Raw genomic sequence first — 26,390 nt, forward strand, 5'->3', positions numbered from 1 at the left:
CACGCTGTTGAGTTCTCAAGGAACGGACGCTTCCTTCGGACCGCCTTCCAGCGGACCCTCCGGGCTTCGTTCTTTCGTGTTTCCAGCTTATCAGACGTTTTCCGCTCCGTTTTCCGGAGTTTCATTCATCCGATTTCCCGAACTGGTCGGGGCCGCTTTCGCGACATCCACCACGTTAGCGCATTCCGAGTGTCACTCGAAATTCACACTCACACCCTGTTGACGGAAACGCCAACGAACCCATGTGAATGGGTTACGAGAAGTGAGAGTGGGTCTTGCCGGACGGGGTGGCCGCTCCAGCGACTCGTTCAACACTAGGCCACCTGGACGGCATCGTCAAACGTCGAGGGCCGGATCTGTCCAGATCCGGCCCTCGATGCTCGAAGCCTCAGCTCAGAGCGGGTGCGCTTTCAGCCAGCCGAGTCGGTCGGCCGACGAGTCAGCCGGCGGAGACCAGCTCCGCCGCCGCCAGGTTGCGCTTGCCGCGCCGCAGCACCAGCCAGCGGCCGTGCAGCAGGTCGGCCTCGGTCGGCACCGCCTCTTCGTCCGTCACCTTGACGTTGTTGAGGTAGGCACCGCCCTCCTTGATCGTCCGACGCGCGGCCGAACGGCTCGGCGCCAGGCCGACGGCGACCAACAGGTCGACCACCGGCTGGAGTTCGGAGACCTCGGCCTTCGGGACCTCGGCCAGGGCGGCCGCCAGGGTCGGGGCCTCCAGGTCGGCGAGGTCGCCCTGGCCGAACAGCGCCTTGGACGCGGCGACCGCGCGCTCGTACTGCTCGGCGCCGTGGACGAGGGTGGTGAGCTCCTCGGCGAGGGCACGCTGGGCGAGGCGGGCGGCGGGGCGCTCGCTGGTCTCGCGCTCCAGCTCCTCGATCTCCTCCTTCGAGCGGAAGCTGAAGATCCGCAGGAAGTTGGAGACGTCCCGGTCGTCCGCGTTCAGCCAGAACTGGTAGAAGGCGTACGGAGTGGTCAGCTCGGGGTCGAGCCAGACCGTGCCGGACTCGGTCTTGCCGAACTTGGTGCCGTCGGCCTTGACGATCAGCGGCGTGGCCAGCGCGTGGACGGACTTGCCGTCGGCCTTGCGGATCAGGTCCGTGCCGGCGGTCAGGTTGCCCCACTGGTCGCTGCCGCCGGTCTGCAGGCTGCAGCCGTAGCGGCGGTTCAGCTCCAGGTAGTCCATGCCCTGGAGAATCTGGTAGCTGAACTCGGTGTAGCTGATGCCCGCGTCGGAGTTGAGCCGTCGGGCGACGGCCTCCTTCGCGATCATGTTGTTGACCCGGAAGTACTTGCCCACGTCACGCAGCAGGCTGATCGCCGACATCCCGGACGTCCAGTCCAGGTTGTTGACCATGCGCGCCGCGTACGGGCCCTCGAAGTCGAGGAAGCGCGAGATCTGGCCGCGCAGGCGCTCCACCCAGCCGGCCACCGTCTCGGGGTCGTTGAGCACGCGCTCGGCGGTGGGCTTCGGGTCCCCGATCAGGCCGGTGGCGCCGCCGACCAGGCCGAGCGGGAGGTTCCCCGCCTGCTGGATGCGGCGCATGGTGAGGATCTGCACCAGGTTGCCGAGGTGCAGGCTGGGGGCCGTCGGGTCGAAGCCGCAATAGAACGTGACCGGGCCGTCCGCGAACGCCTTGCGCAGTGCGTCCTCGTCGGTGGACAGGGCGATCAGCCCACGCCACTGCAGCTCGTCGACGATGTCCGTCACGGTCACGCTTCTCCTTCTGTCGGGCGTCCGCCCGTTTGCGGCCCGGTTCCGTCCGGGCCCCGGGTCGGTACGACTCCAGCCTGATAGAGCCTACGCGGTTCCGGCCAGCGAGTTTTCCCCGAGGCACCCCCTCGTTTCCCCCTGAGCACCCTCCCGGCTGCGGCTCCCCGATCCCCCGGGCCCCTCCGTGATACCGGAAATTCCGTTGTTCGTCGGCTGCGGGCCCGTTCAGAGTGGTGTCACCGCCGTGCGGCGGCAGTGACGTGTGTGGAGACGGTCGTGCCGCCGTGGCACGCCCGTGGGAAGGGTGTGCCGAGTGCGCAACACGCTGGTTCTGAACGCGAGCTACGAGCCCCTGACGACGGTGTCGCTTCAGCGCGCCGTCGTCCTGGTGCTCCAGGACAAGGCGGTGGTGGAGCAGGCGCACCCGCTGCGCTCGATCCGGGGGACGGGTGTCGCCGTCCCGGTCCCGAGGGTGATCAGACTGCAACGGTACGTACGGGTGCCGTTCCGACAACAAGCCCCGTGGACGCGGCGGGGTGTCCTGGCCAGGGACCAGCACCTGTGCGCGTACTGCGGGCGGCGGGCCACCACGGTGGACCACCTGCAGCCCAAGTCGCGCGGTGGTGCCGACAGTTGGCTGAACACCGTGGCCGCGTGCGCGGAGGACAACCAGCGCAAGGCCGACCGGACGCCGGAGCAGGCCGGGATGAAGCTGCTGCGGCGCCCGTTCGTGCCGACCCCGCAGGCCAGCCTGATGCTGGCGCTCGGCCTGCGCGGCTCGGAGGCGCGGGAGCTCGCGGACTGGCTGCCGCCGGTGCCGGGCCTGCCCGTCCCGGCCGCGTAGCCCCGGGGCGGGGGCCGCGGAAGCAGCCCTCCGGCCGGGGACGCCGGAAGCCCACGGCCGGGGACGGCGGAGGAAGCGGCCTCAGCCCTTCGCCTGGTACCCGGCAGCCGTGCCGTAGTTGGCCGAGTGCTCGGGCACCACGACCACCTGACCGCCGCCGATCAGCACCCGCCCGGAGACCAGCAGCGAGCCGGTCCCGGGCGGGAAGTTGCCGCCGGTCGCCTCTCCGCCGCCGGCCAGCGGGAACCGGGTCAGGTGGGCGGGCTCGTCGCGGCGCTCGTCGGCGGCGATCACCAGCGAGCCGCCGTCGATGCCGACCGCCCGGGCGGTGCCCTTGGCGGACATCGGGACCTTCCAGCGCTGCTTGCCGGTCTCCAGGTCGTAGCCGACCGCGGCGGCCGGCCCGCCGCCGTTCGCCGGGGTCAGGGTGGTGACCATGGTGCGGCCCTCGAAGAACACCTCGGGAGTGGCCGTGAAGGCGCCGTGGGTGACGTCCAGCCGGCCGCTCTCCGTGACCACCGGGATCTCGGCGGCCGGGTCCCCGGCGGCGCCCCAGGCGAACACCCGGTCGTTCTCCGGCTTGTCGCCGGTCGTGAGGACCACAGCGGGCTCCGCGGACAGCACGGTCACCGTCTTCGGCTGGTTGTTCAGGCCCCGCCACCAGCCGACCTTGCCGTCCGCGACGTTCAGCGAGACGGCCTGGTCGGCGGGCGTCGAGTCCGCGCAGGAGGAGGCCACCAGCACGGTCTTGCCGCTGACGCCGCCGGAGAGGGTGCAGAACTTGCCCTGCCCGGTGTACTGCCAGACGTCCTTGCCGTCCGCCGACTCCCAGGCCACCGCGTGGTCGTCGCCGATCGCGACCACCTTGTCCTCGGTGACGCCGACCCGCGCGGAGTAGGCGCCCTTGGTGTCCGAGAGGGCCTTGGTCCAGGTCGTCTTGCCCGTCTTGGTGTCCACGGCGGCCACCAGCGCGCAGGGGCTCTTCGGGTCCGCCTTCGGGCGGAACAGCACCGCGCCCAGGCCCGCCTGGGTCACTCCGGTCGACAGTCCGCAGGGGACGGCGCCGGCTGCCGGCGGCTCCACCGACCAGGTCGACTTGCCGCCGGCGCGGTCGTACGCGTGCACCCCGGAGCCGTCGGCCCGGACCACCGCGTCCGTCAGCAGCCAGCTGCCGACCAGCGTGTCGTCGCCCGCGGACTGCCCGGCCGCGGCGGGCTGCGCGGACCACGCCCGGGTGTGCGCCACGGTGAACCCGGGCTCGCCGCCGCTGCTCGCGGCCGCACTGCCGCCGCCTTCCGCACCGACCATCAGACCGGCCGTGACCAGCACCCCCAGTGCGGCCACGCCGGCGCCGGCCCGCACCAACAGGGCCTTGCGGCTGGGCACGTGCTCCCCGGTCAGCACCGCGTCGGCGGCCTTCCGGGCCTTGGCCGACAGCGAGCTGCCGGACTCCGGGCCCGGCTTCGGGCCGGACGCCGTACCCGACGCGGGACCGGAACCGCCGTCACCGCCCCTGCGGGAAGCGGACCGGGAGCGGGCGGCGGACCGGGCGGTGGACCGGGCCTCGGCCTCGGGTTCCGGAGCGTCCTCCCCGGTCGAACCCGGGGTCTTCCCCGGCCTGGTCGGCCCCGACTCCGGCTCCGGCTCGGCCTCCTCGACGTGCACGTAACCGTCCGCCGAGTACTCCGCTCCCGCCGGGACGTACAGCCCCTCCCCGGCCGGCTGCGCGGCGGCGTACGGCGCGTACTGCTGCGCGTGCTCGGGGTACGGCGCGTACTGCGGGGGCTGCACGGTCTGTGCGTGGTCCGGGAACGGCTGGTACTGGTCCTGGCCGCCGTACTGGTCCTGGCCGCCGTACTGCCCCTGGACGTAACCGCCCTCGACGTACCCGGTCTGCCCGTAGCCGCTCTGCCCGTAGTCGCTCTGCGCGTACCCGCCGGGGTCGTGGCCGGCCTGTCCGTGGTCGCCCTGTCCGTGGTCGCCCTGGTCGTAGCCGCTCTGCCCGTGACCGGCGTGCGCGTAGCCGGTCCGGTCGTACTGCTGCTGCCAGTGCGCCTGCTCCTGCGCCTGCTGCCCGTAGTACCCGCCGCCCTGCCAGTCCGGCAGGCCCTGGGCCTGCTGCCCCTGGCCCGGCTGTCCCTGGGGGTGCCACGGCTGCTGCCCGGCGTGGGCGTCTCCGAAGGGCTCCTGCGCCATCCGTTCCGTCCCTCCGTGCCCGCCTGCCTGCCGATGCGGCAGTCAGCATCTCACGCCCGCTCGGAGGGACGACCCGGGCCCTCGGCGTACGTTCCCGGCGGGCCGGCCGGCCGGGATCAGGCCGCGGACTCGGCGCGCAGTGCCTCGTCGATGCGGGCGGCCAGGGTGAAGTCCAGGCCGGTGAGGCCGCCGGCGCTGTGGGTGGACAGGACGAAGCGCAGGGTGCGCCAGCGGATGTCGATGTCGGGGTGGTGGTCGAGTGACTCGGCCTGCTCGGCGACGGCGACGACCACCCGGATCCCCGCGGGGAAGTCCGGGGCGTCGGCGCTGCGGACGATGCCGTCGCCCTCGCGGGTCCACTGCGGCAGCGCCGCCAGGGCCGCCGTGATCTCGTCCTCGCTCAGCCGTGCCCTGCTGCTCATCGCTGCGCTCCTGCTCGGTCGTCGGTGCTCCGGGCGCCCGGGGTCCTCCGGGGTGCCGGGGTCAGGCGGCCTTCCGACGCGGACGGGCCACCAGCTCGCCGCCGCAGTTCGGGCAGGCGCCGGCCATGGCCTCGGTGCATTCCGGGCAGAAGGTGCACTCGTAGGAACATATCGAGGCGGCGCCGTCGGCGGTCAGCGACACCGCGCAGCGCTCGCAGGTCTCACGCATCTCCAGGGCCATGGCCTACTCCTGTGACTCTCGTACGATCCGACATCTGTACAACGGCGGCCCTACGGCCGCTCACCCCACCAGCAGCTTGGTGACCGCCGCGAGGCCGACCACCACGATCACCCCGCGCAGCACGGCCGGCGGCAGCCGGCGGCCGACCTTGGCGCCGACCAGGCCGCCGACCAGCGAACCCACCGCGATCAGCCCGGCCGCCGCCCAGTTCACGGTGGAGGTGAACAGGAAGAAGAGCGCGGCGACGGCGTTGACGATCATCGCCAGGGCGTTCTTCACCCCGTTGATCCGCTGCAGGTCCTCCTGCAGCAGCATGCCCATCAGCGCCATCAGCAGGACACCCTGCGCGGCGCCGAAGTAGCCGCCGTAGATGCCGGTGAGGAACACCCCGACCAGCAGCACCGGGCTGCCGTCCGGGTCGCCACCGGGCCGGCGGCGGGCGGCGACGGCCCTGGCCACCCGGGGCTGGATCACCACCAGGACCAGCGCGAGCAGGATCAGCACCGGGACGATCGCGTCGAAGGCCGCGCTCGGCAGCTTGATCAGCAGCAGTGCGCCGAGCAGCCCGCCGAGCAGCGAGGCGGTTCCCAGGCGCAGCACCCGGCGCCCCTGGTCGGCGAGTTCGCGGCGGTAGCCGATCACGCCGCTGAGCGAACCGGGCACCAGGCCGAAGGAGTTGGAGACGTTGGCGGTGACCGGCGGGATCCCGACGGCGAGCAGGACGGGGAAGGTGATCAGGGTGCCGGAACCGACGATCACATTGATCATCCCAGCGCCGACCCCGGCCACCAGGACGGCGACCGCCTCCCAGAGCGTCATGGGTCACTCCTCCTCTCGGTCCTGTCCGAGGGGATCATGCCGGACCGCCCTCCCGCCCGGCCAGGCCCGCCCACGATTCGGGACGCACGCCACACCGCCGCGAACGGCGCCGTGGAAACCCCGAGGGCCCGCCGCCGTACGGGAGGCGTACGGCGGCGGGCCCTCGACGGAGCACGCCTCGACCGCTCACTGCGGCCGGGTCACTGCGGTCCGGGTCACTCCGGGTCGATCTTGGGGAACTCCCGGGTCGGGTCCACCCGGGGACGGGCGGCGCCCTTGTCGGTGTCCACCGGCCGCGGCCCGGACGCCGGGTCGATCGGCACCTGGGTGGCCGGGGACGCCTTCGGGACGCTCGGCGCCGCGACGGCACCGCCGTTGATCCCGCCGCCGTTGCCGGTCAGGCCGTTGAAGGCGCCGCCGAGGCCCTTGAGCGCGTCGCCGACCTCGCTCGGGATGATCCAGAGCTTGTTGGAGTCGCCCTTGGCCAGCTCGGGCAGGGTCTGCAGGTACTGGTAGGCGAGCAGCTTCTGGTCGGCGTCACCGTCGTGGATGGCTTCGAAGACCGTCCGGATCGCGGCCGCCTCACCGTCGGCGCGCAGCACCGCGGCCTGCGCCTCACCCTCGGCCCGCAGGACGTCCGCCTGCTTCTCACCCTCCGCCTTGAGGATCTGCGCCTGGCGCTGGCCCTCGGCGGTGAGGATCGCCGCGCGCTTGTCCCGGTCGGCGCGCATCTGCTTCTCCATCGAGTCCTGGATGGAGGTCGGCGGCTCGATCGCCTTCAGCTCGACGCGGTTGACCCGGATGCCCCACTTGCCGGTGGCCTCGTCCAGGACGCCGCGCAGACCGGCGTTGATGACCTCGCGGGAGGTCAGGGTGGACTCCAGGTCCATCGAGCCGATGATGTTGCGCAGCGTGGTGACGGTCAGCTGCTCGATCGCCTGGATGTAGCTGGCGACCTCGTAGGTGGCCGCGCGGGGGTCGGTGACCTGGTAGTAGATGACGGTGTCGATGTTGACGACCAGGTTGTCCTGGGTGATCACCGGCTGCGGCGGGAACGGGACGACCTGCTCGCGCAGGTCGATCCGGTTGCGGACGCGGTCGATGAACGGGACGACGATGTTCAGTCCGGCGTTGAGCGTCCGGGTGTAGCGGCCGAAGCGCTCCACGATCGCCGCGCTGGCCTGTGGGATGACCTGGATCGTCTTGATCAGCGCGATGAAGGCCACCACGACCAGGACGACCAGGACGATAAGGACGGGTTCCACGGACTCTCCCCTAGACGACCAGGGCGGTCGCGCCCTGGATTTCGACGACGTCGACCTGCTGCCCGGGCTGGTACACCTGCTCCGGGTGGAGCGCGCGGGCCGACCAGATCTCGCCGTTCAGCTTGATCCGGCCGCCCTCCCCGTCGACGGTTTCCGCGACGACCGCGGTGGCGCCGTGCAGCGCCTCGATGCCCATCTTGACCTGAGGGCCCTTCTGGAGCTGCCGGTAGGCGATCGGGCGGACGAAGACCACGAGCCCGACCGAGACCAGGAGGAAGGTCACGGTCTCCAGGACCACTCCCCCGCCCAGCCCGGCCACGCCGGCGGCGGCCAGCGCTCCGACCGCGAACATGGCGAACTCCGGCATCGCGGTGAGAACCAGCGGTATGCCGAGCCCTGCGGCGGCCAGGAGCCACCAGATCCAGCTGTCCACACGTCCATCCTAGGGAGCGAAGGCCTTCGAGGCGGACAGTTCCCGCAGGTCGAGGGGCGGAAACCGGTCGCACGTGCGACCGGTTCCGACGGCCTCGCGCAGGACGGGCGGAGAGGGGGCGGAACGGGGGGCGGAGGAGCGGCGGACGGGGCGTCAGCCCAGCGGCAGGCCCTGGGCCGACCAGCGGTCGCCGTGGCGCTCCAGGGTGAGCGGCAGGCCGAAGCACTTGGAGAGGTTGCGGGCGGTCAGCTCGGTGTCGATCGGGCCCGCCGTGAGCACCTTGCCCTGGCGGATCATCAGGACGTGGGTGAAGCCGGGGGCGATCTCCTCGACGTGGTGGGTGACCATCGCCATCGCCGGGGCGAACTCGTCCTGGGCGAGCGCGCCGAGCCGGCGGACCAGGTCCTCGCGCCCGCCGAGGTCCAGGCCGGCGGCCGGCTCGTCGAGCAGCAGCAGCTCGGGGTCGGTCATCAGGGCGCGGGCGATCAGGGTGCGCTTGCGCTCGCCCTCGGAGAGGGTGCCGAACTTGCGGCCGGTGAGGCCGGCCATGCCGAGGCGGTCGAGCAGCGCGAGGGCGCGGGACTCGTCCGACTGCTCGTAGCTCTCCTGCCAGCTGACCGTCATCCCGTAGGCGGCGGTGAGCACCGTCTGCAGCACGGTCTGCTCGGCCGGCAGCTTGTCGAACATGGCGGCGCCGGCCAGGCCGATCCGGGAGCGCAGCTCGAAGACGTCGATCTCGCCCAGCTTCTCGCCCAGCACGGTGACCTTGCCCGAGGTCGGGAACAGGTACGAGGAGGCGATCTGCAGCAGGGTGGTCTTGCCGGCGCCGTTCGGGCCCAGGATGACCCAGCGCTCACCCTCGGAGATGGACCACGAGACCTGGTCGACCAGCGCGCGCCCCTCCCGGACCACGGATACGTCCACCAGCTCCAGCACGTCGCTCATGCCTACGCCTTCCCCAAAAACAAGATTCTCGGCCGTCGGTGCGGGCGGCACGCCGACTCCGGCAGCCGGTGGGCACGGGTGGGTGCGCCGCACACGCATGGGCAAACCTACGCCACGCGGATGACCGCCGATTCCGTAGGCTGGCCGGATGCTCGCGACTCCTGCCGACAATCCGTACGAAGAGCCCCGTTCGGGGCGGCTGGCCGCCTGGGGCAACGCCCTGCTGGCGGGCCTGGTGCCGCCCGACAACGCCGCCGCGGCCGTGCTGGGCGCCGACGAGAGCCACCGGGTGACCGGGCTGCCCGGGGACGAGCCGGGCGAGCAGCACGGGCTGACCTGGGCGCTGGGCCGGCTGCGGGTGCTGGGGGTGAAGGGCCTGCGCCTCGCGCTGCCCTCGGCCGGGCACCCGCTGGGGCTGACCGGCCCCGGGCCGTTCAACGAGCGCGCGATGGCCGCGGGCGAGGCCGTCCTGGCGGTGGGGGTGCCGCTCGGGCTGGTGCCGGAGGTCGAGGTGTTCGGCCCGGCCGGGGACCGCTCCGCGACCGTGCTGTGGCGCTGCTCCGAGGTGAACGACACACCGCCGGCGGACGTGCCGTCGCTGCACGAGGCCGAGCGTGAGCTGGCGGACGGGCTGCGCGAGGCGACCGTGCTGCTCACCCGGCTCGACGTGGCCGGCGCCGGGCCGGAGGCGCTGCGCGCCCTGGAGGCGTACCGCCGGCGCGGGCACGCCGAGCTGCTGGCGCCCGGCTACCCGCCTCGTGCGGTGCGGGTGCTGGAGTCGGCCCGGCAGGTGTCCGCCCTGCTGTCGATCGCCTCCGGCGGCCACGGCGCGGCCGTCAGCGCCTCCGAGATGGCCGCGCGGCAGTCCGTCCTGGCGCCGCTGCGGCGCACCGCCCGGCGGGCCCAGGTGGCCGCCTACAACGCCTTGGTGGACGAGCGCGAGGCCCGCTGAGGGCGCGCGGGACGGCTCTCGTACCTGGCCGGAATGCGACCCCTCGTGCACCGGACGCCGACCCGTTGGACGGTGCGCGCCGCCGGGGCGGGCCGCGGTGTCAGCGCCACGGGTCCGCCTCGGCCAGGGCCGCCACCTCCGCCCGGTCGTACCGGCCGTCGGGCCCGACGGCCAGGCCGCCGCGCGCCGTGACGGTCTCCAGGCGGCGGGCGGACCAGCCCAGCTCCTCGGCCGCCTCCGCCGCCGACAGGCTCTGCGCCGACCGCGCCCGCAGTGCCTCCGCGGCGGCCTCGGCCCGGCGCAGCCGGTCGGTGACCGCCTCCTCGACCGCGGCGGCCGGCACCGCGAGCAGGGACTCGGCGCCGTACGTGGGGTTGCCCTTGAACTCTCCGTCGGGCCGGAGCACCCCGGCTTCGGTGAGCCGGTGGACGTCCTCGGCCACGACCGGGAGCCCGGTGGCCTGCCCGAGGGCCGTGGCGGCCTTGACGGCGCCGACCCGGGGCACGGTGCCCAGCCGGGCGACGAGCTCCGCGGCACCGGCCCGCAGACGGGCCTCCAGGTCCGCGGACCACTGGCCGTCCTCGGTGTCCGGCTCGGGCAGCAGGCCCTGCTGCCGGGCCTCCTCGAACTGCCAGCCGGTCAGCCCGAGCCTGCGCCGCAGCAGCTCCGGCCCGTAGGAATCGCGTTCCCGGGCCGTCGCCCGCGCGAACTTCGCGGCGCGCTCGGCGGCCTCGGCCTCCAGGGCGGCGGCGATCTCCTCGCGCCGCAGCAGCACCGGCTCGGCGAGCGCCCGGGACCAGCGCTTGTCCTCGACGTCCGGGGGCGGCACCAGGCCGAACCGCAGGGCCCGCTTGAACAGGCGCTGCGTCAGCCCCAGCGCCTCGGCCAGTGTGACCGGCCCGTAGACCGTGCGTGGCTCCCCCACGGCTCCCCCTCGATGCGGTGTCAGCGCCCACCCTCGCACACCCCACTGACATCCCCTCAGGCGTCCGCGGCGGCGTCCCGGGTCTCGCCGTTGCGGACCGCCCAGAGCGCGGCCTGCGTGCGGTCCGCGAGGTCCAGCTTCATCAGGATGTTGGAGACGTGGGTCTTCACCGTCTTCTCCGACAGGTGCAGGCTGCGCGCGATCTCCCGGTTGGAACGGCCGTCGGCGATGTGACCGAGCACCTCGCGCTCGCGCTCGGTGAGGGTGCCGCCGCGGCCCTGCGGGGCGCGCGGGCCGTCGTCGGAGAGCAGGGCCTCGGCCAGCTCCGGCTGGAGCAGCACGTGGCCGGCGTGCACCGAGCGGATCGCCCCGGCCAGTGCCTCCGGGTCCACGTCCTTGTAGACGTACCCGGCGGCGCCGGCCCGCAGCGCGGGGACCATCGTGCGGTGCTCGGTGAAGCTGGTGACGATCAGGATCCGGGCCCGGCTGCCCTCGCCCTTGAGGGTGCGCAGCGCCTCGATCCCGTCGACGCCGGGCATCTTGAGGTCCATCAGGACCACGTCGGGGTCGAGTGCGCGGGCCCGCTCGACGCCCTCCGCCCCGTCGGCGGCCTCACCGACCACCTCGATGTCGTCCTGGACCTCCAGGAAGGTGCGCAGCCCGCGCCGGACCACCTGGTGGTCGTCGACCAACAGGACGCGGATCGACGGTGTGCTCTCAGGCACCGGGGACCTCCATCTCGACGAGCGTCCCCCGGCCGGGGGCCGACTCCAGGGTGAGCGTGCCGCCGACGGCGGCCGCGCGGTCGCGCATCGAGGCCAGGCCGAGGTGGCGGCCGGCCCGGCGGACGGATTCGGGGTCGAAGCCGCGCCCGTCGTCGCGCACCCGCAGCACGGCGCCGCGCGCGGGCGTCCCGGTCAGGGTGACGGTGACCCGGCCGGCGTCGGAGTGCCGCAGCGCGTTGTGCAGCGCCTCCTGCGCGACCCGCAGCAGGGCGGCCTCCTGGGCGGGCGGCAGGGCGCGGACGCCGTCGGCGGCGTAGGCGACGTCGGCGGTGTGCGCCCGGTCGAGGAGCTGCACCTGGGAGGCGAGGGTGGCGCTCAGCCCGTCCTCCTCCAGTGCCGCGGGGCGCAACTCCACGACGACGGCGCGCAGTTCGTCGGCGGCCTCGGCGGCCAGCCGGGCCACCTCGGCGAGTTCGGCGCGGGCCCGGGCCGGGTCGCGGTCGACGAGCTTGGCGGCGGCCTTGGCGGTGAGGCGCAGCGAGAAGAGCTTCTGCGAGACGGCGTCGTGCAGGTCGTGCGCGATTCGGGCGCGCTCGCCGGCCAGGGTCAGTTCGCGGCTGCGCTCGTACAGCCGGGCGTTGGAGAGGGCGAGGGCGGCGTGGGCGGCGAGGATCCGCAGCAGTTCCTCGTCGTGGTCGGTGAAGAGGCCGCCGCCGCGCTTGTTGGCGAGGAAGACGACGCCCAGCACCTGCGGTTCGTCCTCGGCCGCGTCGGTGTCCAGGATCGGCATGCCGAGGAAGGCGTCCATCTCGGGGTGGGCGGAGGGCCAGCCGCCGAAGGCGGGCGCCCGGCGGACGTCGGCGAGGCGGATGGGGCCGGTCTCGTGCAGCATCGCGGCGAGCACGCCGTGCTGGCGGGGCAGCGGGCCGATCGCCCGCCACTGCTCGTCGGTGACGCCGTCGACCACGAACTGGGCGAAGCCGCCGTGGTCGTCGGGCACGCCCAGGGCCGCGTACTCGGCGCCGAGCAGTTCCCGGGCGGAGGCGGTGATGCGGCGCAGGACCTCGCGGACCTCCAGGTGTCGGCTCATGGCGAGCAGCGCCTGGCTGACGGCCTCGATCCCGGACAGGCAGGGGTCGCAGGCGGGCAGTGGGCCCTGGTGGGCCGGGTGGTCTCCGGTGGTGCTGGGCATACCGCCAAACTACCGCCGCGGCCGGGGCGGTCGCGTCCGCCTGCGGCCGGGGCGGTCGCAGGTCCGGGGACCTAGGCCGTCGGACCCACACGGCGCCGGGCCCGTGGTTCGGGCCGGGCGGCGGGCGGGGGGAACGGCGGAGGGGCGGCCTCCCCGGTCGGGAAGGCCGCCCCTCGGCGGTCGGGCAGCGGGCTCAGCCCTTCTGCATGACCTCGGGCTCGTGCCGGCGCTGGAGCCGGGTGACCAGGACGCCGATCGCGACCGAGATCACGATCAGCACGCCCGCGTCGATCGCCCACTGGGCCACCGCGTGCTTCCACAGCGGGTCGTAGTCCGGGTGCTGGAAGTCCTTGTTCCAGGGGCCCATGAGCTTGGACAGGTCGAGCGTGGTGGAGACGATGCCGGTGCCCCAGCGGGCCGGCATCAGCCAGGCGACCTGCTCCAGGCCGGGCTTGCCGAAGATCTGGAACAGGCAGCCGGTGAAGACGACCTGGACGATGGCGAACATGACCAGCAGCGGCATGGTCTTCTCGGCGGTCTTCACCAGGGCGGAGATCATCAGCCCGAACATCATGGCGGCGAAGCTGAGAAGGATCATGCCGATGGTCATCTCGATGATCGGCAGGTTCTTGACGATCAGGCCGTGCTCGGGGAGCTTGCGCGGCAGGAAGCCGACGGCGGAGATGATGGCGCCCTGGATCACGCTGAAGAAGCCCAGCACGATGATCTTGGACATCATGTACGCCGACCGGGAGAGCCCGGTGGCCCGTTCCCGTTCGTAGATCGCCCGTTCCTTGATCAGTTCCCGGACCGAGTTGGCGGCGCCGGAGAAGCAGGCCCCGATGGCCAGGATCAGCAGGATCGTCGCGGCCCCGCTGTTCAGTCCGAGCTGCGACTTCGGGTTCGGCGCGAGCCCCGGCGCGTTGGGGATCAGCACGCTGACCGCGCCGATGACGGCGGGCAGCAGCACCGACAGTGCCAGGAAGCCCCGGTCCGAGGCGAGCACCGACATGTAGCGCCGCATCAGGGTCCACAGCTGGGAGCCCCAGCTCTGCGGCTTCGGCGGCTTGACGGCCTCCTGGGCGACCTGGACGTGCTGCACCTCGCCCGCCTCGACGGTCGGGGCGGAGTACTGCTGGTAGTGCACCGAACCGCGGTAGCGGCCGGCCCAGTCGTGGTCCGGGTAGTTCTCGAAGGCCTGGAAGACGTCCGCCCAGGTCTCGTACCCGAAGAAGTGCAGCGCCTCGTCCGGCGGGCCGAAGTAGGCCACCGAACCGCCCGGCGCCATCACCAGCAGCCGGTCGCAGAGCGCGAGTTCGGCCACCGAGTGGGTGACGACCAGGATGGTGCGGCCGTCGTCGGCGAGGCCGCGCAGCATCTGCATGACCTCGCGGTCCATGCCCGGGTCGAGGCCCGAGGTGGGCTCGTCCAGGAAGATCAGCGACGGCTTGGTGAGCAGCTCCAGGGCGACCGAGACGCGCTTCTGCTGGCCGCCGGAGAGCGCGGTGATCTTGTTGTCGGCGCGCTTGTCCAGGCGCAGCTCGTACAGCACCTCGTCGATCCGGGCGTCGCGCTCGCGGGCCTCGGTGTCGCCGGGGAAGCGCAGCCGGGCCGCGTACTTGAGGCCCTTCCGGACGGTGAGCTCGCGGTGCAGGATCTCGGACTGCGGCACCAGGCCGATGCGCGAGCGGAGCTCGGCGAACTGCTTGTAGAGGTTGCGCCCGTCGTACAGCACCTCGCCGCGGTCGGCGGGGCGGTAGCCGGTGAGGGCGCGCAGCAGGGTGGACTTGCCGGAGCCGGACGGGCCGATGACCGCGACCAGGGACTTCTCCGGGACGCCGAAGCTGACATCGTTGAGCAGGATCTTCTTGGCGCCCTTGTGCTCGACCTCGACGGTCAGGTGGCGGGCGGAGAAGGAGACGGCGCCGGTGTCGACGAACTCCTGCAGCTGGTCGCCGACCAGGGTGAAGGTGGAGTGGCCGACGGTCAGGCGGTCCTGCGCGCCCATCAGCTGACGCTGGACCCGCTGGCCGTTGAGGAAGATGCCGTTGTGGCTGCCGAGGTCGACGATCTCCCAGCGGCCGTCCGGCAGTTGGCGCAGCTCGGCGTGGTGGCGGGAGACCTGGAGGTCCGAGACCACGATGTCGTTGTCGAGCGCACGGCCGATGCGCAGCGTGCGCGTCATGTCGGCCAGCCGGCGGATCATCGTCGGCTGCGGGCCACCGCCGTCGTGCTGCTGCGGCGGCGGGGTGAAGCCCTGGTCCTGCGGGAAGCCCTGCTGCTGCGGGAAGCCGTGCTGGGCCTGCGGCGCGTACTGCTGCTGCTGCGGGAACGGCTGCTGGGCCTGCTGCTGGCCGGCCCACGCCTGCTGCTGCGGCTGCTGGTACGGGTCCTGCTGCGGCCAGGCCTGCGGCTGCGGCACCGGGCCGCGGGCGGTGGCGGCCTCGTGCACGGGGGTGGTGTGCGGGGCGGCGGCCTGTGCGGGCGCGGAGAAACCGAGCCGGGGGCCGTTCTCCGGGTTGCCCAGGTTGACGACGGCTCCGGGGAACAGCTGGGCCTGCATGGTGCGGGCGCCGGCGACGTACGTGCCGTTGGTGCTGCCGTGGTCGTCCAGCTGCCAACCGCTGCCGTTGAAGCTGATGGTCCCGTGGTGCCAGGAGACCCTGGCGTCGTCGAACGGGAAGTCCGACTGCGGGTTGCGCCCGATGGTGTAGGACCGCCCGGGCTCCAGAGTCCGCTGCTGTCCGTTGATCTCAATGACGAGTTGCGGCACTGCTCGCCTGCCCCGCTCTCTCGGTTCCCCCGAATTTGGCCCCCCGCCGGGGGTGCGATGTTCCTGATGACTGACGGGGGGAATCATTCCAGCCCGCCGACCGCCGATGAAAGTCGGCCCGGGTGACTGTGACCAGGCTGCTACCGGAGCGCGCGACCGCGGCGTCCCGCGAGGTGGGACGGGTGCCCTCGGGCCACCCGCCGACGGGTAGCGTGGGAGACACCATGAACGCATCGCCCCTGGCCGCTGAGCCCCTCCCTGCCGCCCAGCCCCGGACCGCGGACGAGCGCACCCTGCTCGTCAAGGTGTTCGGCAAGGACCGCCCCGGCATCACCGCCGGCCTCTTCGCGACGCTGGCCGGCTTCGGCGTCGACGTCATCGACATCGAGCAGGTCGTGACCCGTGGCCGCATCACGCTGTGCGCCCTGGTCACCCCGCCCGCCGCGCCCGGCGCCGAGGGCGGGCTGCGGGCCACCGTCCACCGCTGGGCCGACGAGCAGAAGCTCCAGGCCGAGATCCTCTCCGGCATCGGCGACAACCGGCCGCGCCGCGAGGGCCGTTCGCACGTCACGGTGCTCGGTCACCCGCTGACCGCCGCCGCCGTCTCCGCGCTGACCTCCCGGATCACCGCGGCGGGCGGCAACATCGACCGGGTCTTCCGGCTCGCCAAGTACCCGGTGACGGCGGTCGAGCTGGCCGTCTCCGGTGTGGCCACCGAGGAGCTGCGGGCCGAGCTGGCCCAGGAGGCGGCCACCCAGCGGGTGGACGTCGCGGTGGTCGCGGCCGGGCTGGAGCGCCGGGCCAAGCGCCTGGTGGTCATGGACGTCGACTCCACGCTCATCCAGGACGAGGTGATCGAGCTGTTCGCCGCCCACGCGGGCTGCGAGGAGCAGGTCGCCGAGGTGACGGCGGCGGCGATGCGCGGCGAGCTGGACTTCGCCGAGTCGCTGCGGGCCCGGGTGGCACTGCTGGCCGGGCTGGACGCCTCGGTGACGGAGAAGGTCCGTGCCGAGGTCCGCTTCACGCCGGGCGCGCGCACCCTGATCCGCACCCTGCAGCGCCTCGGCTTCCAGGTCGCGGTGGTCTCCGGCGGGTTCACCCAGGTCACCGACCACCTGGTGGAGCAGCTGGGGCTGGACTTCGCGGCGGCCAACACCCTGGAGGTGGTGGACGGCAGGTTCACCGGCCGGGTGGTCGGCGAGATCGTGGACCGGGCCGGCAAGGCCCGCTGGCTGGCCCGCTTCGCCGAGCAGGCGAAGGTGCCGCTGGAGCAGACGGTGGCGATCGGCGACGGCGCCAACGACCTGGACATGCTGAACGCGGCCGGGCTCGGGGTGGCGTTCAACGCCAAGCCGGTGGTGCGCGAGGCCGCCGACACCGCGGTGAACGTGCCGTTCCTGGACACCGTGCTCTACCTGCTGGGCATCACCCGCGAGGAGGTCGAGGCGGCCGACGCGCTGCACGGCACCCCGACCGAGGACGAGTGAGCGCGGCCCGCGGACGAGCGACCGCGGGCGCGTAGCGGCCGAGCTGCGGCCGAGCAGTGGCCGAGTAGCGACCGAGTAGCGGCCGACCGGGCAGGGCCCGCCCGAGGAGGGCCACGACGACGAGGGGCGCGCGGACCGGTCCGCGCGCCCCTCGCCTGCGTTCCGCGTGCGTACCGGGTCAGTCCTGCGGCGTGTAGTACGAGACCAGCTCGGCAACGCCCGGCTCGACGCCCTTCCAGGAGCCGCTGAAGCTGAGCACCGCGATCGCCGCCGTCGGGAATCCGCCGAGCCGCAGCCGCTCCAGCGCGTCCCGGTCGCCCGCGTCCCCGGCCAGCACCTGGGTCAGGCCCAGTACACCGGGGTTGTGGCCGACCAGCACCACGTCCGCGTACTCCTCCGGGGTCTCCTGGAGGACCGCGATGATCTCGCCCGGGCTGGCCTCGTAGATCCGGTCCTCGTACACGGTCTTGCGGGGCCGCTTGGGCAGCTCGTGCACCGCCAGCTTCCAGGTCTCGCGGGTGCGCAGGGCCGTGGAGCAGAGCACGTAGTCGGGATTGATGCCGGAATCGACCAGCCAGCGGCCGGCGTCCGGGGCCTGGTGGCGGCCCCGGTCGGCCAGGGGCCGCTCATGGTCGTCCACGCCGTTCGGCCAGTCGGCCTTGGCATGGCGGAGAACGATGATCCTGCGGGGCGTGTCGGCGCTCATACCCAGCAAGCTTGGCAGAAAAGCCGCCCGGCGGCGCGATGCTCCCGGTTGCCGCCACCCCCTCGGGTGTCGGGTGCCATCATGCCCCGTTCACCGGGGCTTCGGACGGCGGTCGGGCTACGGTCGGACGGCCGTCAGCCCATCGAGGTGGCGACGGAGGCGATGACCGCCACCAGCACCACGATGGCGGCGAAGGCGAGGGCGATGCGGCCGAGCTGCTTGCGGCCGTCGGTGGGGTTCGGGTCGAGAACGGGCATGTCGGGAATTCTCCCATCCCGAACACGCCCGTCCCCCGGCGGCCCCGCCGCCTTGGCCGGAGCTTGACCTTCGAGCCCGGGGACCGACCCCGGGGCCCGACCCCGAAGAGCCCGGGCCCCGGCCGCCCGCGTCCGGCCGCCCGGTGTCAGGCCCGGACGGCCGCCGCCGGACGGACCGCCTCGTCCTCGATGTGGCGGGGCCGGGCGGCCCGCAGGCCGAACAGCATCTGCGGCACCAGCAGCAGCGCCAGGAAGCCCAGCGGCCAGTACCACTCGCCGGTGATCTGGTAGATCGGGCCGATCAGGATCACGCCCAGGACGGAGATCAGGTAGCCGACGCCCTGCGCGAAGACGGACAGCTGGGCCACCCCGCCCGCCGTCCGGGCCCGCAGCCCGATCATGGTCAGCACCAGCGGGAAGGCGCAGTTCGACAGGCCCACCAGGACGGCCCAGACCCACGGCGCCCCGTCCGGGGCGAGTGCCAGACCGGTGTAGCCGGCGATGCCGCAGCAGGCCAGTACCACCACGAAGAGCCGCTGGTCACCGCGCCGGGCGGCCAGGTTGGGCAGCACGAAGGAGACCGGCACGCCGACCACCATGGTGACCGCGAGCAGCGCCCCCGAGGTGCCCTTGTCGACACCGGAGTCCTGGAAGATCTTCGGCAGCCAGCCCATCACCACGTACGCACCGGTGGCCTGGAGGCCGAAGAAGCAGGCCAGCGCCCAGGCCGTACGGCTGCGGGTGATCGGCAGCCTGGCGGGGGCGGCGGCGCCGGCGGCCCGCTCACCGCGCTCGCGCTTGGCGATCAGCACCGGCAGCCACAGCACCAGGGCGAGCGCGCCCAGTCCGGCCCAGGCGCCCAGGCCGTGGCGCCAGTCCCCGCCGAGCGCGTTGGTCAGCGGCACGCTGACCAGCGCGGCGAGCGCGGTGCCGGCGGACAGCGCCATGGAGTAGAGGCCGATCATCGGGCCGACCTTCTCCGGGAAGTACCGCTTGATCACCACCGGCAGCAGCACGTTGGCGACCGCCACGCCTGCCAGGGCGAGCGCGGTCAGCAGCAGGAACACCGCGGTGCCGCCGGCGAAGGAGCGGGCCAGCACGCCCGCGGTGATGGCGGCCATGCCGGCCGTGACCACCGCGATCGGGCCGATCCGGCGGGCCGCGGCCGGCGCGGCGAAGCCGAACAGCGCGAAGCACAGCGACGGGACGGCGGTGAGCAGCCCGGCGAGGGTCGGGTTCATCCCGAGGTCGGCGCGGACCGGGTCGAGCAGCGGCCCGAGGCTGGTGACCACGGGGCGCAGGTTGACGGCGGCGGCGGCGATCGCGACGGCGAAGAGCACGCCGAGGTACTTGGAGGGGGTCTTGGAAGGGGCGGAATCGACGGGCCGCTCGGTCTGCGGCCCGGCCTCGTTCCGCGGGGAAGCGGTGGTCTCTGCTGCGGGCATGTGCGCCATCATAGAATGATGGGATGAATTGATGCACCCTGGAATTGGCATGATGTGCCGACCGTTCATCCACCGGTCACGTTCCACCAAGGCCGCCCCGAGCCGTAGTCGCAAGGAGTCCCCGTGGCGCTGTCCTCGCCGAGGCGCACCCCGCTGTCCGACCAGGTGATCGCCCAGCTGCGCGCCCAGATCACCTCCGGGGAGTGGCCGGTGGGCTCGCGCATCCCCACCGAGGCCGCCCTGGTGGAGCAGCTGGGCGTCGCGCGCAACACCGTGCGCGAGGCCGTGCGCGCCCTCGCGCACAACGGCCTGCTCGACATCCGGCAGGGCTCCGGCACCTACGTGCTGGCCACCAGCGAACTGGCCGGGGTGATGCACCGCCGGTTCGCCGACGCCGACCAGGCGCAGGTCGCCGAGCTGCGGGCGGCGCTGGAGACGTCGGCGGCCGGCCTGGCCGCCCGGCGCCGCACCGAGCGCGACCTGGAGCTGCTGGACGGCGCGCTGGCCCGCCGGGAGAACGCCTGGCACTCCGGTGACGCCGAGGACTTCGTCCAGGCCGACGCCGCCTTCCACCAGGCCGTGGTGGCCGCCTCCCACAACGACGTGCTGCTCGCCGTCTACGCCGACCTCGGCGAGGTCACCCGTGAGCACCTGCGGCACGACGTCGGCCCCGAGCTGATCGCCGAGCGCTACATCGGCCACGACACCATCCTGGAGGCCATCCGGGCGCGCGACGCCCAGCGCGCCTCGGTCGAGGCCGGCCGCGCCATCGGCGCCTGCGGGACGACCGAGGGGTGACCCCCGGGCACCGCGGGCCGTCGCACGTCGCCGACGTGCGGGCATGACGGAACGCCGCTGCCCGGCACCCCCTGCGGGAGGGGTGCCGGGCAGCGGCGTACGGGCGGGGTGTCAGGCGCCGATGGCGTGCAGACCGCCGTCGACGTGGATGATCTCGCCGGTGGTCTTCGGGAACCAGTCCGACAGCAGCGCGACGATGCCGCGGCCGGCCGGCTCCGGGTCGCTCAGGTCCCACTTCAGCGGGGAGCGCTGGTTCCAGGTGTCGGCCAGCTGCTCGAAGCCCGGGATGGACTTGGCGGCCATCGAGCCGAGCGGACCGGCCGAGACCAGGTTGCAGCGGATGTCGCGCTCGCCCAGGTAGCGGGCGAGGTAGCGGTTGGTCGCCTCGAAGGCGGCCTTGGTCGGGCCCATCCAGTCGTACTGCGGCCAGGCGAACTGGGCGTCGAAGGTCAGGCCGACCACCGAGCCGCCGTCCTGCATCAGCGGCAGCAGCGCCATGGTCAGCGACTTCAGCGAGTACGCCGAGACGTGCATCGCCGTGGCCACGGACTCCCACGGCGTGTTCAGGAAGTTGCCGCCCAGGGCGTCCTGCGGGGCGAAGCCGATCGAGTGGACGATGCCGTCCAGGCTCGGCAGGTGCTCGCGGACCTGGTCGGCGATGCCGGCCAGGTGCTCCGGGTTGGAGACGTCCAGCTCCAGCACCTTGACCGGGTGCGGCAGCTTCTTGGCGATCCGCTCGGTCAGGCTCGGGCGCGGGAAGGCGGTGAGGATGATCTCCGCGCCCTGCTCCTGCGCGAGCTTCGCGGCGTGGAAGGCGATGGAGGACTCCATCAGCACGCCGGTGATCAGGATGCGCTTGCCTTCGAGGATTCCACTCATGATCAGTGACCCATGCCCAATCCGCCGTCGACGGGAATGACGGCTCCGGTGATGTACGCGGCCTCTTCCGACCCGAGGAACCGCACGGTGGACGCGACCTCGGCGGGCGCAGCGTAGCGGCCCAGCGGCACGCCCGCGACGATCTCCGCGCGGCGCTCGTCGCTGAGCACGGCGGTCATGTCGGTGTCGACGAAGCCGGGGGCGACCACGTTGACGGTGATGTTGCGCGGGCCGAGTTCGCGCGCCAGCGACCGGGCGAAGCCCACCAGGCCGGCCTTGGAGGCGGCGTAGTTCGCCTGGCCCGGCGAGCCGGACAGGCCCACCACGGACGAGATCAGCACGACACGGCCCTTCTTGGCGCGCATCATCAGCTTGGAGGCGCGCTTGACCACCCGGAAGGTGCCGGTCAGGTTGGTGTCCACGACGGAGGTGAAGTCCTCCTCCGACATGCGCAGCAGCAGGGTGTCCTTGGTGATGCCCGCGTTGGCGACCAGCACCTCGACCGCGCCGTGCTTCTGCTCGATCTCGGTGAAGGCGGCGTCGACCTGTGCGGCGTCCGTGATGTCGCAGCGGACCGCGAGGACGTCGTACTTCTCCAGGCCCTCGGGCACCTCGCCCGAGCGGCTGGTGATGGCGACCTTGTCGCCCGCCTCGGCGAAGGCCTGGGCGATCGCGAGGCCGATGCCCCGGTTTCCTCCGGTGACGAGAACCGAGCGGCTCAACGATCCACCTCTCTCCGTGTGTGAGCGGTACGTCGGATTGCGTACGCAGTGTGACGCTATCGGGCGGTCGGCGGTGTCGGCGCATCGGGCTCCCACAGCGCCGCACCGAAGGAACTGTCGCAATCCGACAACGCGTGCCCGCCGTCCCCGGGCCGTCCCGGCGAAACCGCCCAGGCCCCGGGCCCGGCCCGGATCGGCGGGACTGTACGGGAACAACACGGGCGGGCGCACCCGTTGCCCCCTCGGTACGGGCGGGCCCGGAACCTGCCGTACCGTTCACCCGACCATCCCGGCGAGCGACGAAGGCAGAGCGGATGACCAAGGCACGGCCCGGGAACACCTCCCGACGCGGACGACTGCTGGCCCTCACCGCCCTGGCGGCCGGCCTGGGCACGGCCGCCTGGTCGCTGCGTGACCTTCCGGCGGCGTTCGGACGCCGGCCGGACGGCGAACGCGAGGAGCGGGTGCGCAACTCCCCGCAGTACCGCGACGGCGTCTTCCACAACGCGCCCTCCACGCTCGCCCGCACCTCGGGGGCCCCCGGCTTCGACGGTGCCACCGCCCGCCGGATGCTCTTCGAGCGCGAGGGCCGCGTCCCCGCCCACCCGGTGCCGACCGTCCGCCCGGCCACCCCGCCCGGTCCGGCCGCCGAGGGCGTGGAGATCACCTGGTACGGGCACGCCTCCGCGCTGGTGGAGATCGAGGGCTTCCGGGTACTGCTCGACCCGGTCTGGAGCGACCGCTGCTCCCCCTCCGCGCACATCGGCCCCAAGCGGCTGCACCCGGTGCCGGTCGAGCTGGAGGAGCTGCCGCCGGTCGACGCGGTGCTGATCTCGCACGACCACTACGACCACCTGGACATGGCGACGGTCAAGCGCCTGGTGCGCAGCCAGTCCGCGCCCTTCGCGGTGCCGCTCGGCATCGGCTCCCACCTGCGCCGCTGGGGCGTCCCGGAGCACCGGATCATCGAGCTGGACTGGGACGAGACCTGCAACCTGGGCGAGCTGGTGCTCACCCTGACCGCCGCGCACCACTTCTCCGGCCGCGGGCTGACCCGCAACACCACCCTCTGGGGCTCCTGGGTGATCGCCGGCCCGAACCGCAAGGTGTTCTACACCGGCGACTCCGGCTACTTCGAGGGCTACGCGCGGATCGGCGAGCAGCACGGCCCGTTCGACGCCGCGCTGGTCCAGATCGGCGCCTACGACGCGGCCTGGGCGGACATCCACATGACCCCCGAGGACGCCGTCCTCGCCCACCGGGACCTGACGGCCGGCCTGCTGGTGCCCGTCCACTGGTGCACCTTCAACCTGGGCCTGCACCGGTGGGCCGAGCCGATCGAGCGGCTGGTCGACGAGGCCAAGGCGCACGCCGTCCCGCTGGCGGTGCCGCGCCCCGGCGAGCGGGTGGACGTCGACAACCCGCCGGAGCTCGACGGCTGGTGGGAGTCCGTCGGCTGACGGCCCGCCGCGGCGCGGGCCCCGACCGCTCCCGCCACGGAGGTGGTCGACGGCCCGAAAAGGCTGCCGGTCTGACGGTCGTACTGGCCGAAACCGCAGCGCACCGGACGAAATGCGCTGGCCGGAAGCCCGGTGGACGGGAATGATGCGGTGCGGACGCCCCTGTGGCGCCGCACCGCCACCCTCCGCGACCTGGGAGCCCGATTGCCTCCGATCCCTCCGGCCGACCGCTCCGGCGCCCCGACCGGGCGCGCCGTCGACCCGCTGTTCCTCGCCCTGCCGCTGCGCACCCTCGCCGACGCCGCCCTCACCCGGGCCCGCGAACTCGGCGCGAACCACGCCGACTTCCGTCTGGAGCGGATCCGCAGCGCCTCCTGGCGGCTGCGCGACGCCCGTCCGGCCGGCACCTCCGACGGCGTGCAGCTGGGCTTCGCCGTCCGGGTGCTGCTGGACGGCGCCTGGGGCTTCGCCGCCGGCGTGGACCTCACCACCGCCGCCGCGGCGAAGGTCGCCGAGCAGGCCGTCGCGGTGGCCCGCCTGTCCGGCGGGATCAGCCGGGCGGCCGGCTCCACCGAGCGGGTCGAGCTGGCCGACGAGCCGGTCCACCGGGACGTCACCTGGGTCTCCGCGTACGAGGTCAACCCCTTCGAGGTGCCGGACGCCGAGAAGACCGCGCTGCTCGCCGAGCGCAGCTCCCGGCTGCTGGCCGCCGAGGGCGTCTCGCACGTCCAGGCGGCCCTGAAGACCATCCAGGAGAACAAGTTCTACGCGGACACCGCGGGCACGGTGACCACCCAGCAGCGGATCCGGGTGCACTCCGAGCTGGAGGCCACCTCGGTCGACGAGCGCACCGGCGCCTTCGACTCGATGATGACGCTGGCCCCGCCGGTCGGCCGCGGCTACGAGTACGTCACCGGCACCGGCTGGGACTGGGACGCCGAGCTGGCCGAGCTGCCCGTCCTGCTCGCCGAGAAGATGAGGGCCCCGAGCGTCGAGGCCGGCCGCTACGACCTGGTCATCGACCCGACCAACCTGTGGCTCACCATCCACGAGTCGATCGGCCACGCCACCGAGCTCGACCGCGCGCTCGGCTACGAGGCCGCCTACGCCGGCACCTCCTTCGCCACCTTCGACAAGCTCGGCTCACTGAAGTACGGCTCCGAGCTGATGCACGTCACCGGCGACCGCACCGCCGAGCACGGCCTGTCCACCATCGGCTACGACGACGAGGGCGTCGCCACCCAGTCCTGGGACCTGGTCCGGGACGGCGTCCTGGTCGGCTACCAACTGGACCGCGGCATGGCCAAGTTGAAGGGCTTCGAGCGCTCCAACGGCTGCGCCTTCGCGGACTCCCCGGCGCACGTCCCGGTCCAGCGGATGGCCAACGTCTCGCTCCGGCCGGCCGCCGACGGCCCGGACACCGAGGGCCTGTTCGCCGACGTGGAGAACGGCCTGTACATCGTCGGCGACCGCTCCTGGTCGATCGACATGCAGCGGTACAACTTCCAGTTCACCGGGCAGCGCGCCTACGCCATCAAGAACGGCGAACTCGCGGGCCAGGTCAAGGACTTCGCCTACCAGGCCACCACCACCGACTTCTGGGGCTCGATGGCGGCGGTCGGCGGCCCGCAGACCTACGTCCTCGGCGGCGCCTTCAACTGCGGCAAGGCGCAGCCCGGTCAGGTCGCGGCCGTCAGCCACGGCTGCCCGTCGGCGCTGTTCCGGAACGTCAACGTGCTCAACACCCAGCAGGAGGCGGGTCACTGATGACCGCGATGCAGCCCCACGAACTCGTCGAGCTGGCACTCGGCCTCTCCCGCGCCGACGGCTGCGTGGTGATCGCCGACGAGGACTCCACCGCCAACCTGCGCTGGGCGGGCAACGCCCTGACCACCAACGGCGTCACCCGCGGCCGCCGGCTGACCGTGATCGCCACCGTCGCCGGCGCCGAGGGCACCGCCTCCGGCGTGGTCTCCCGCGACGCCGTCACCCCGGAGGAGGTCGAGGGCCTGGTCCGGGCCGCCGAGCAGGCCGCCCGCGCGGCCGGCCCGGCCGAGGACGCCCAGCCCCTGGTCGCCGACCGGCCCGCGTCCCCGGACTTCACCGAGCCGCCCGCGGAGACCTCGATCGCGGTCTTCGACGCCTTCGGCCCGGCCCTCGGCGAGGCCTTCGCCCGCGCCGCCGCCCAGGGCGAGCTGCTGTACGGCTTCGCCCGGCACGAGGTGACCTCCAGCTACCTGGGCAGCTCCACCGGCCTGCGGCTGCGCCACGACCAGCCCACCGGCATGGTCGAGTTCAACGCCAAGACCGCCGACCTGTCCGGCTCGGCCTGGATCGGCGCCGCCACCCGGGACTTCACCGACGTCGACGTCGCCGCCCTGCACACCGAACTGACCAAGCGCCTCGGCTGGGGCGCCCGCAAGGTGGACCTGCCGGCCGGCCGCTACGAGACGCTGCTGCCGCCGTCGGCCGTCGCCGACCTGATGGTCTACCTCAGCTGGTCCTGCGGCGGCCGGGACGCCCACGAGGGCCGGACGGTGTTCTCCAAGCCCGGCGGCGGCACCCGGATCGGCGACAAGCTCAGCGGGCTGCCGCTGACGCTGCGCTCCGACCCGCAGGAGCCCGGCCTGCAGGCCCCGCCGTTCGTGCTCACGCACTCCACCGGCGGGGACGCCTCGGTCTTCGACAACGGCGAACCGGTCGCCGCCACCGAGTGGATCCGCGGGGGCGTGCTGAACGACCTCGTCACCAGCCGCCACTCGGCCGGCCTGACCGGGCTGCCGGTCCGTCCGGCGATCGACAACCTCGTCCTGGAGACGGCCGACCAGGAGTCGGCGCCGACCCTGGACGAGATGATCGCCCGCACCGAACGCGGCCTGCTGCTCACCTGCCTCTGGTACATCCGCGAGGTGGACCCGGCGACGCTGCTGCTCACCGGCCTCACCCGGGACGGCGTCTACCTGGTGGAGAACGGCGAGGTCGTCGGCGCGGTCAACAACTTCCGGTTCAACGAGTCCCCGGTGGACCTCCTGGACCGGATCACCGAGGTGGGCCGCACCGAGCACTGCCTGCCCCGCGAGTGGAGCGACTGGTTCACCCGCACCGCGATGCCACCCGTGCGTGTCGCGGACTTCAACATGAGTTCGGTCAGCCAGGCCTCATAGCCACTGACCGACGGGGGATACGAGAGACA

At 73.0% G+C, this 26,390-nt stretch carries 24 protein-coding genes; 7 read left to right on the plus strand and 17 right to left on the minus strand.

Features of this window, described 5'->3' with window-relative positions; genetic code table 11:
- Positions 1 to 439 precede the first annotated feature (439 nt).
- A complete protein-coding gene (gene tyrS / locus ABT048_RS32985; protein ID WP_350525312.1) occupies positions 440 to 1,708 on the minus strand; it encodes a tyrosine--tRNA ligase in 1,269 nt (422 codons plus the stop codon).
- Positions 1,709 to 2,024: 316 nt separating this feature from the next.
- On the opposite strand from tyrS, the gene ABT048_RS32990 reads away from it, so the two are divergent.
- Entirely contained in the window at positions 2,025 to 2,555 is a 531-nt protein-coding gene (locus ABT048_RS32990; RefSeq protein WP_350525248.1) for an HNH endonuclease, read from the plus strand.
- Between the two features lie 81 nt (positions 2,556 to 2,636).
- Here ABT048_RS32990 and ABT048_RS32995 read toward each other — a convergent pair whose 3' ends face one another.
- The 7 genes from ABT048_RS32995 to ABT048_RS33025 all read right to left on the minus strand — a co-directional run bounded on the left by ABT048_RS32995 (position 2,637) and on the right by ABT048_RS33025 (position 8,876).
- Positions 2,637 to 4,751 carry an outer membrane protein assembly factor BamB family protein gene (locus tag ABT048_RS32995; protein ID WP_350525249.1) on the minus strand — a complete coding sequence of 705 codons (2,115 nt, stop codon included), beginning with the start codon at positions 4,749 to 4,751 and terminating at the stop codon, positions 2,637 to 2,639.
- A 116-nt stretch (positions 4,752 to 4,867) separates the two neighbouring features.
- A complete protein-coding gene (locus tag ABT048_RS33000) occupies positions 4,868 to 5,173 on the minus strand; it encodes a 4a-hydroxytetrahydrobiopterin dehydratase (RefSeq protein WP_350525250.1) in 306 nt (101 codons plus the stop codon).
- A 61-nt stretch (positions 5,174 to 5,234) separates the two neighbouring features.
- Positions 5,235 to 5,414 (minus strand): DUF1272 domain-containing protein, encoded by a 180-nt coding sequence (locus ABT048_RS33005; RefSeq protein WP_350525251.1) that lies wholly within the window; start codon positions 5,412 to 5,414, stop codon positions 5,235 to 5,237.
- Between the two features lie 60 nt (positions 5,415 to 5,474).
- Positions 5,475 to 6,233, minus strand: coding sequence for a sulfite exporter TauE/SafE family protein (locus ABT048_RS33010; RefSeq protein WP_350525252.1), 759 nt, complete (start codon positions 6,231 to 6,233; stop codon positions 5,475 to 5,477).
- Positions 6,234 to 6,448: 215 nt separating this feature from the next.
- Complete coding sequence (locus tag ABT048_RS33015; RefSeq protein ID WP_350525253.1) at positions 6,449 to 7,498, minus strand: SPFH domain-containing protein; 1,050 nt, start codon at positions 7,496 to 7,498, stop codon at positions 6,449 to 6,451.
- A gap of 10 nt (positions 7,499 to 7,508) precedes the next feature.
- Positions 7,509 to 7,931, minus strand: coding sequence for an NfeD family protein (locus tag ABT048_RS33020; protein ID WP_350525254.1), 423 nt, complete (start codon positions 7,929 to 7,931; stop codon positions 7,509 to 7,511).
- Between the two features lie 153 nt (positions 7,932 to 8,084).
- Complete coding sequence (locus ABT048_RS33025) at positions 8,085 to 8,876, minus strand: ABC transporter ATP-binding protein (protein WP_350525255.1); 792 nt, start codon at positions 8,874 to 8,876, stop codon at positions 8,085 to 8,087.
- A 148-nt stretch (positions 8,877 to 9,024) separates the two neighbouring features.
- On the opposite strand from ABT048_RS33025, the gene ABT048_RS33030 reads away from it, so the two are divergent.
- The gene (locus tag ABT048_RS33030) at positions 9,025 to 9,828 is read left to right on the plus strand and encodes an Rv1486c family protein (RefSeq protein WP_350525256.1); all 804 of its coding nucleotides are present in this window, start codon (positions 9,025 to 9,027) and stop codon (positions 9,826 to 9,828) included.
- Between the two features lie 100 nt (positions 9,829 to 9,928).
- Here ABT048_RS33030 and ABT048_RS33035 read toward each other — a convergent pair whose 3' ends face one another.
- The 4 genes from ABT048_RS33035 to ABT048_RS33050 form a co-directional block, all read right to left on the minus strand.
- Positions 9,929 to 10,753, minus strand: coding sequence for a hypothetical protein (locus ABT048_RS33035; RefSeq protein ID WP_350525257.1), 825 nt, complete (start codon positions 10,751 to 10,753; stop codon positions 9,929 to 9,931).
- 56 nt (positions 10,754 to 10,809) lie between these two features.
- Positions 10,810 to 11,478: a response regulator gene (locus ABT048_RS33040; protein WP_350525258.1), complete on the minus strand. Its 669-nt coding sequence runs from the start codon at positions 11,476 to 11,478 to the stop codon at positions 10,810 to 10,812.
- Positions 11,471 to 12,568 carry a GAF domain-containing sensor histidine kinase gene (locus ABT048_RS33045; protein ID WP_350525313.1) on the minus strand — a complete coding sequence of 366 codons (1,098 nt, stop codon included), beginning with the start codon at positions 12,566 to 12,568 and terminating at the stop codon, positions 11,471 to 11,473. The genes ABT048_RS33040 and ABT048_RS33045 overlap by 8 nt, the downstream gene beginning before the upstream one ends.
- Positions 12,569 to 12,863: 295 nt before the next feature.
- The gene (locus ABT048_RS33050; RefSeq protein ID WP_350525259.1) at positions 12,864 to 15,443 is read right to left on the minus strand and encodes an FHA domain-containing protein; all 2,580 of its coding nucleotides are present in this window, start codon (positions 15,441 to 15,443) and stop codon (positions 12,864 to 12,866) included.
- Positions 15,444 to 15,667: 224 nt separating this feature from the next.
- On the opposite strand from ABT048_RS33050, the gene serB reads away from it, so the two are divergent.
- Entirely contained in the window at positions 15,668 to 16,930 is a 1,263-nt protein-coding gene (serB, locus tag ABT048_RS33055; RefSeq protein ID WP_350525260.1) for a phosphoserine phosphatase SerB, read from the plus strand.
- Positions 16,931 to 17,108: 178 nt separating this feature from the next.
- Here the strand turns inward: serB and ABT048_RS33060 are convergent, their stop codons facing one another.
- The 3 genes from ABT048_RS33060 to ABT048_RS33070 all read right to left on the minus strand — a co-directional run bounded on the left by ABT048_RS33060 (position 17,109) and on the right by ABT048_RS33070 (position 19,338).
- Complete coding sequence (locus ABT048_RS33060; RefSeq protein ID WP_350525261.1) at positions 17,109 to 17,636, minus strand: SixA phosphatase family protein; 528 nt, start codon at positions 17,634 to 17,636, stop codon at positions 17,109 to 17,111.
- A 134-nt stretch (positions 17,637 to 17,770) separates the two neighbouring features.
- Positions 17,771 to 17,893: an SGM_5486 family transporter-associated protein gene (locus ABT048_RS33065; RefSeq protein ID WP_267883116.1), complete on the minus strand. Its 123-nt coding sequence runs from the start codon at positions 17,891 to 17,893 to the stop codon at positions 17,771 to 17,773.
- 146 nt (positions 17,894 to 18,039) lie between these two features.
- Positions 18,040 to 19,338, minus strand: a complete 1,299-nt coding sequence (locus ABT048_RS33070) for a CynX/NimT family MFS transporter (RefSeq protein ID WP_350525262.1) — start codon at positions 19,336 to 19,338, stop codon at positions 18,040 to 18,042.
- A gap of 123 nt (positions 19,339 to 19,461) precedes the next feature.
- Between ABT048_RS33070 and ABT048_RS33075 the strand changes: the two genes are divergently transcribed.
- The gene (locus tag ABT048_RS33075) at positions 19,462 to 20,136 is read left to right on the plus strand and encodes a FadR/GntR family transcriptional regulator (RefSeq protein ID WP_350525263.1); all 675 of its coding nucleotides are present in this window, start codon (positions 19,462 to 19,464) and stop codon (positions 20,134 to 20,136) included.
- A gap of 111 nt (positions 20,137 to 20,247) precedes the next feature.
- On the opposite strand, the gene fabI is transcribed toward ABT048_RS33075, so the two are convergent.
- A complete protein-coding gene (gene fabI, locus ABT048_RS33080) occupies positions 20,248 to 21,015 on the minus strand; it encodes an enoyl-ACP reductase FabI (RefSeq protein WP_350525264.1) in 768 nt (255 codons plus the stop codon).
- 2 nt (positions 21,016 to 21,017) lie between these two features.
- Positions 21,018 to 21,737: a 3-oxoacyl-[acyl-carrier-protein] reductase gene (fabG, locus tag ABT048_RS33085; RefSeq protein ID WP_350525265.1), complete on the minus strand. Its 720-nt coding sequence runs from the start codon at positions 21,735 to 21,737 to the stop codon at positions 21,018 to 21,020.
- 314 nt (positions 21,738 to 22,051) lie between these two features.
- Here fabG and ABT048_RS33090 point away from each other — a divergent pair, with 314 nt between their 5' ends.
- From ABT048_RS33090 to ABT048_RS33100, 3 genes are all read left to right on the plus strand, one after another.
- Positions 22,052 to 23,197, plus strand: a complete 1,146-nt coding sequence (locus tag ABT048_RS33090) for an MBL fold metallo-hydrolase (protein WP_350525266.1) — start codon at positions 22,052 to 22,054, stop codon at positions 23,195 to 23,197.
- Positions 23,198 to 23,410: 213 nt separating this feature from the next.
- On the plus strand, positions 23,411 to 24,964 hold the full coding sequence (locus tag ABT048_RS33095; protein WP_350525314.1) for a TldD/PmbA family protein: 1,554 nt from the start codon (positions 23,411 to 23,413) through the stop codon (positions 24,962 to 24,964).
- A complete protein-coding gene (locus ABT048_RS33100; RefSeq protein ID WP_350525267.1) occupies positions 24,964 to 26,361 on the plus strand; it encodes a metallopeptidase TldD-related protein in 1,398 nt (465 codons plus the stop codon). Before ABT048_RS33095 ends, ABT048_RS33100 begins: the two co-directional genes overlap by 1 nt.
- The last annotated feature ends 29 nt before the right edge of the window (positions 26,362 to 26,390 follow it).

It is taken from the genome of Kitasatospora sp. NPDC096140 (assembly GCF_040303045.1).
GTDB lineage: Bacteria > Actinomycetota > Actinomycetes > Streptomycetales > Streptomycetaceae > Kitasatospora.

What these genes read in the sequence shown, in the direction of transcription:
- ABT048_RS33070 (WP_350525262.1), bottom strand. Translation starts at nt 19,338, where the DNA reads ATGCCCGCAGCAGAGACCACCGCTTCCCCGCGGAACGAGGCCGGGCCG.
- ABT048_RS33045 (WP_350525313.1), bottom strand. Translation starts at nt 12,568, where the DNA reads ATGAGCCGACACCTGGAGGTCCGCGAGGTCCTGCGCCGCATCACCGCC.
- ABT048_RS33025 (WP_350525255.1), bottom strand. Translation starts at nt 8,876, where the DNA reads ATGAGCGACGTGCTGGAGCTGGTGGACGTATCCGTGGTCCGGGAGGGG.
- fabI (WP_350525264.1), bottom strand. Translation starts at nt 21,015, where the DNA reads ATGAGTGGAATCCTCGAAGGCAAGCGCATCCTGATCACCGGCGTGCTG.
- ABT048_RS33005 (WP_350525251.1), bottom strand. Translation starts at nt 5,414, where the DNA reads ATGGCCCTGGAGATGCGTGAGACCTGCGAGCGCTGCGCGGTGTCGCTG.
- ABT048_RS33000 (WP_350525250.1), bottom strand. Translation starts at nt 5,173, where the DNA reads ATGAGCAGCAGGGCACGGCTGAGCGAGGACGAGATCACGGCGGCCCTG.
- ABT048_RS33010 (WP_350525252.1), bottom strand. Translation starts at nt 6,233, where the DNA reads ATGACGCTCTGGGAGGCGGTCGCCGTCCTGGTGGCCGGGGTCGGCGCT.
- ABT048_RS33090 (WP_350525266.1), top strand. Translation starts at nt 22,052, where the DNA reads ATGACCAAGGCACGGCCCGGGAACACCTCCCGACGCGGACGACTGCTG.
- ABT048_RS33030 (WP_350525256.1), top strand. Translation starts at nt 9,025, where the DNA reads ATGCTCGCGACTCCTGCCGACAATCCGTACGAAGAGCCCCGTTCGGGG.
- ABT048_RS33060 (WP_350525261.1), bottom strand. Translation starts at nt 17,636, where the DNA reads ATGAGCGCCGACACGCCCCGCAGGATCATCGTTCTCCGCCATGCCAAG.
- ABT048_RS32995 (WP_350525249.1), bottom strand. Translation starts at nt 4,751, where the DNA reads ATGGCGCAGGAGCCCTTCGGAGACGCCCACGCCGGGCAGCAGCCGTGG.
- ABT048_RS33065 (WP_267883116.1), bottom strand. Translation starts at nt 17,893, where the DNA reads ATGCCCGTTCTCGACCCGAACCCCACCGACGGCCGCAAGCAGCTCGGC.
- serB (WP_350525260.1), top strand. Translation starts at nt 15,668, where the DNA reads ATGAACGCATCGCCCCTGGCCGCTGAGCCCCTCCCTGCCGCCCAGCCC.
- ABT048_RS33100 (WP_350525267.1), top strand. Translation starts at nt 24,964, where the DNA reads ATGACCGCGATGCAGCCCCACGAACTCGTCGAGCTGGCACTCGGCCTC.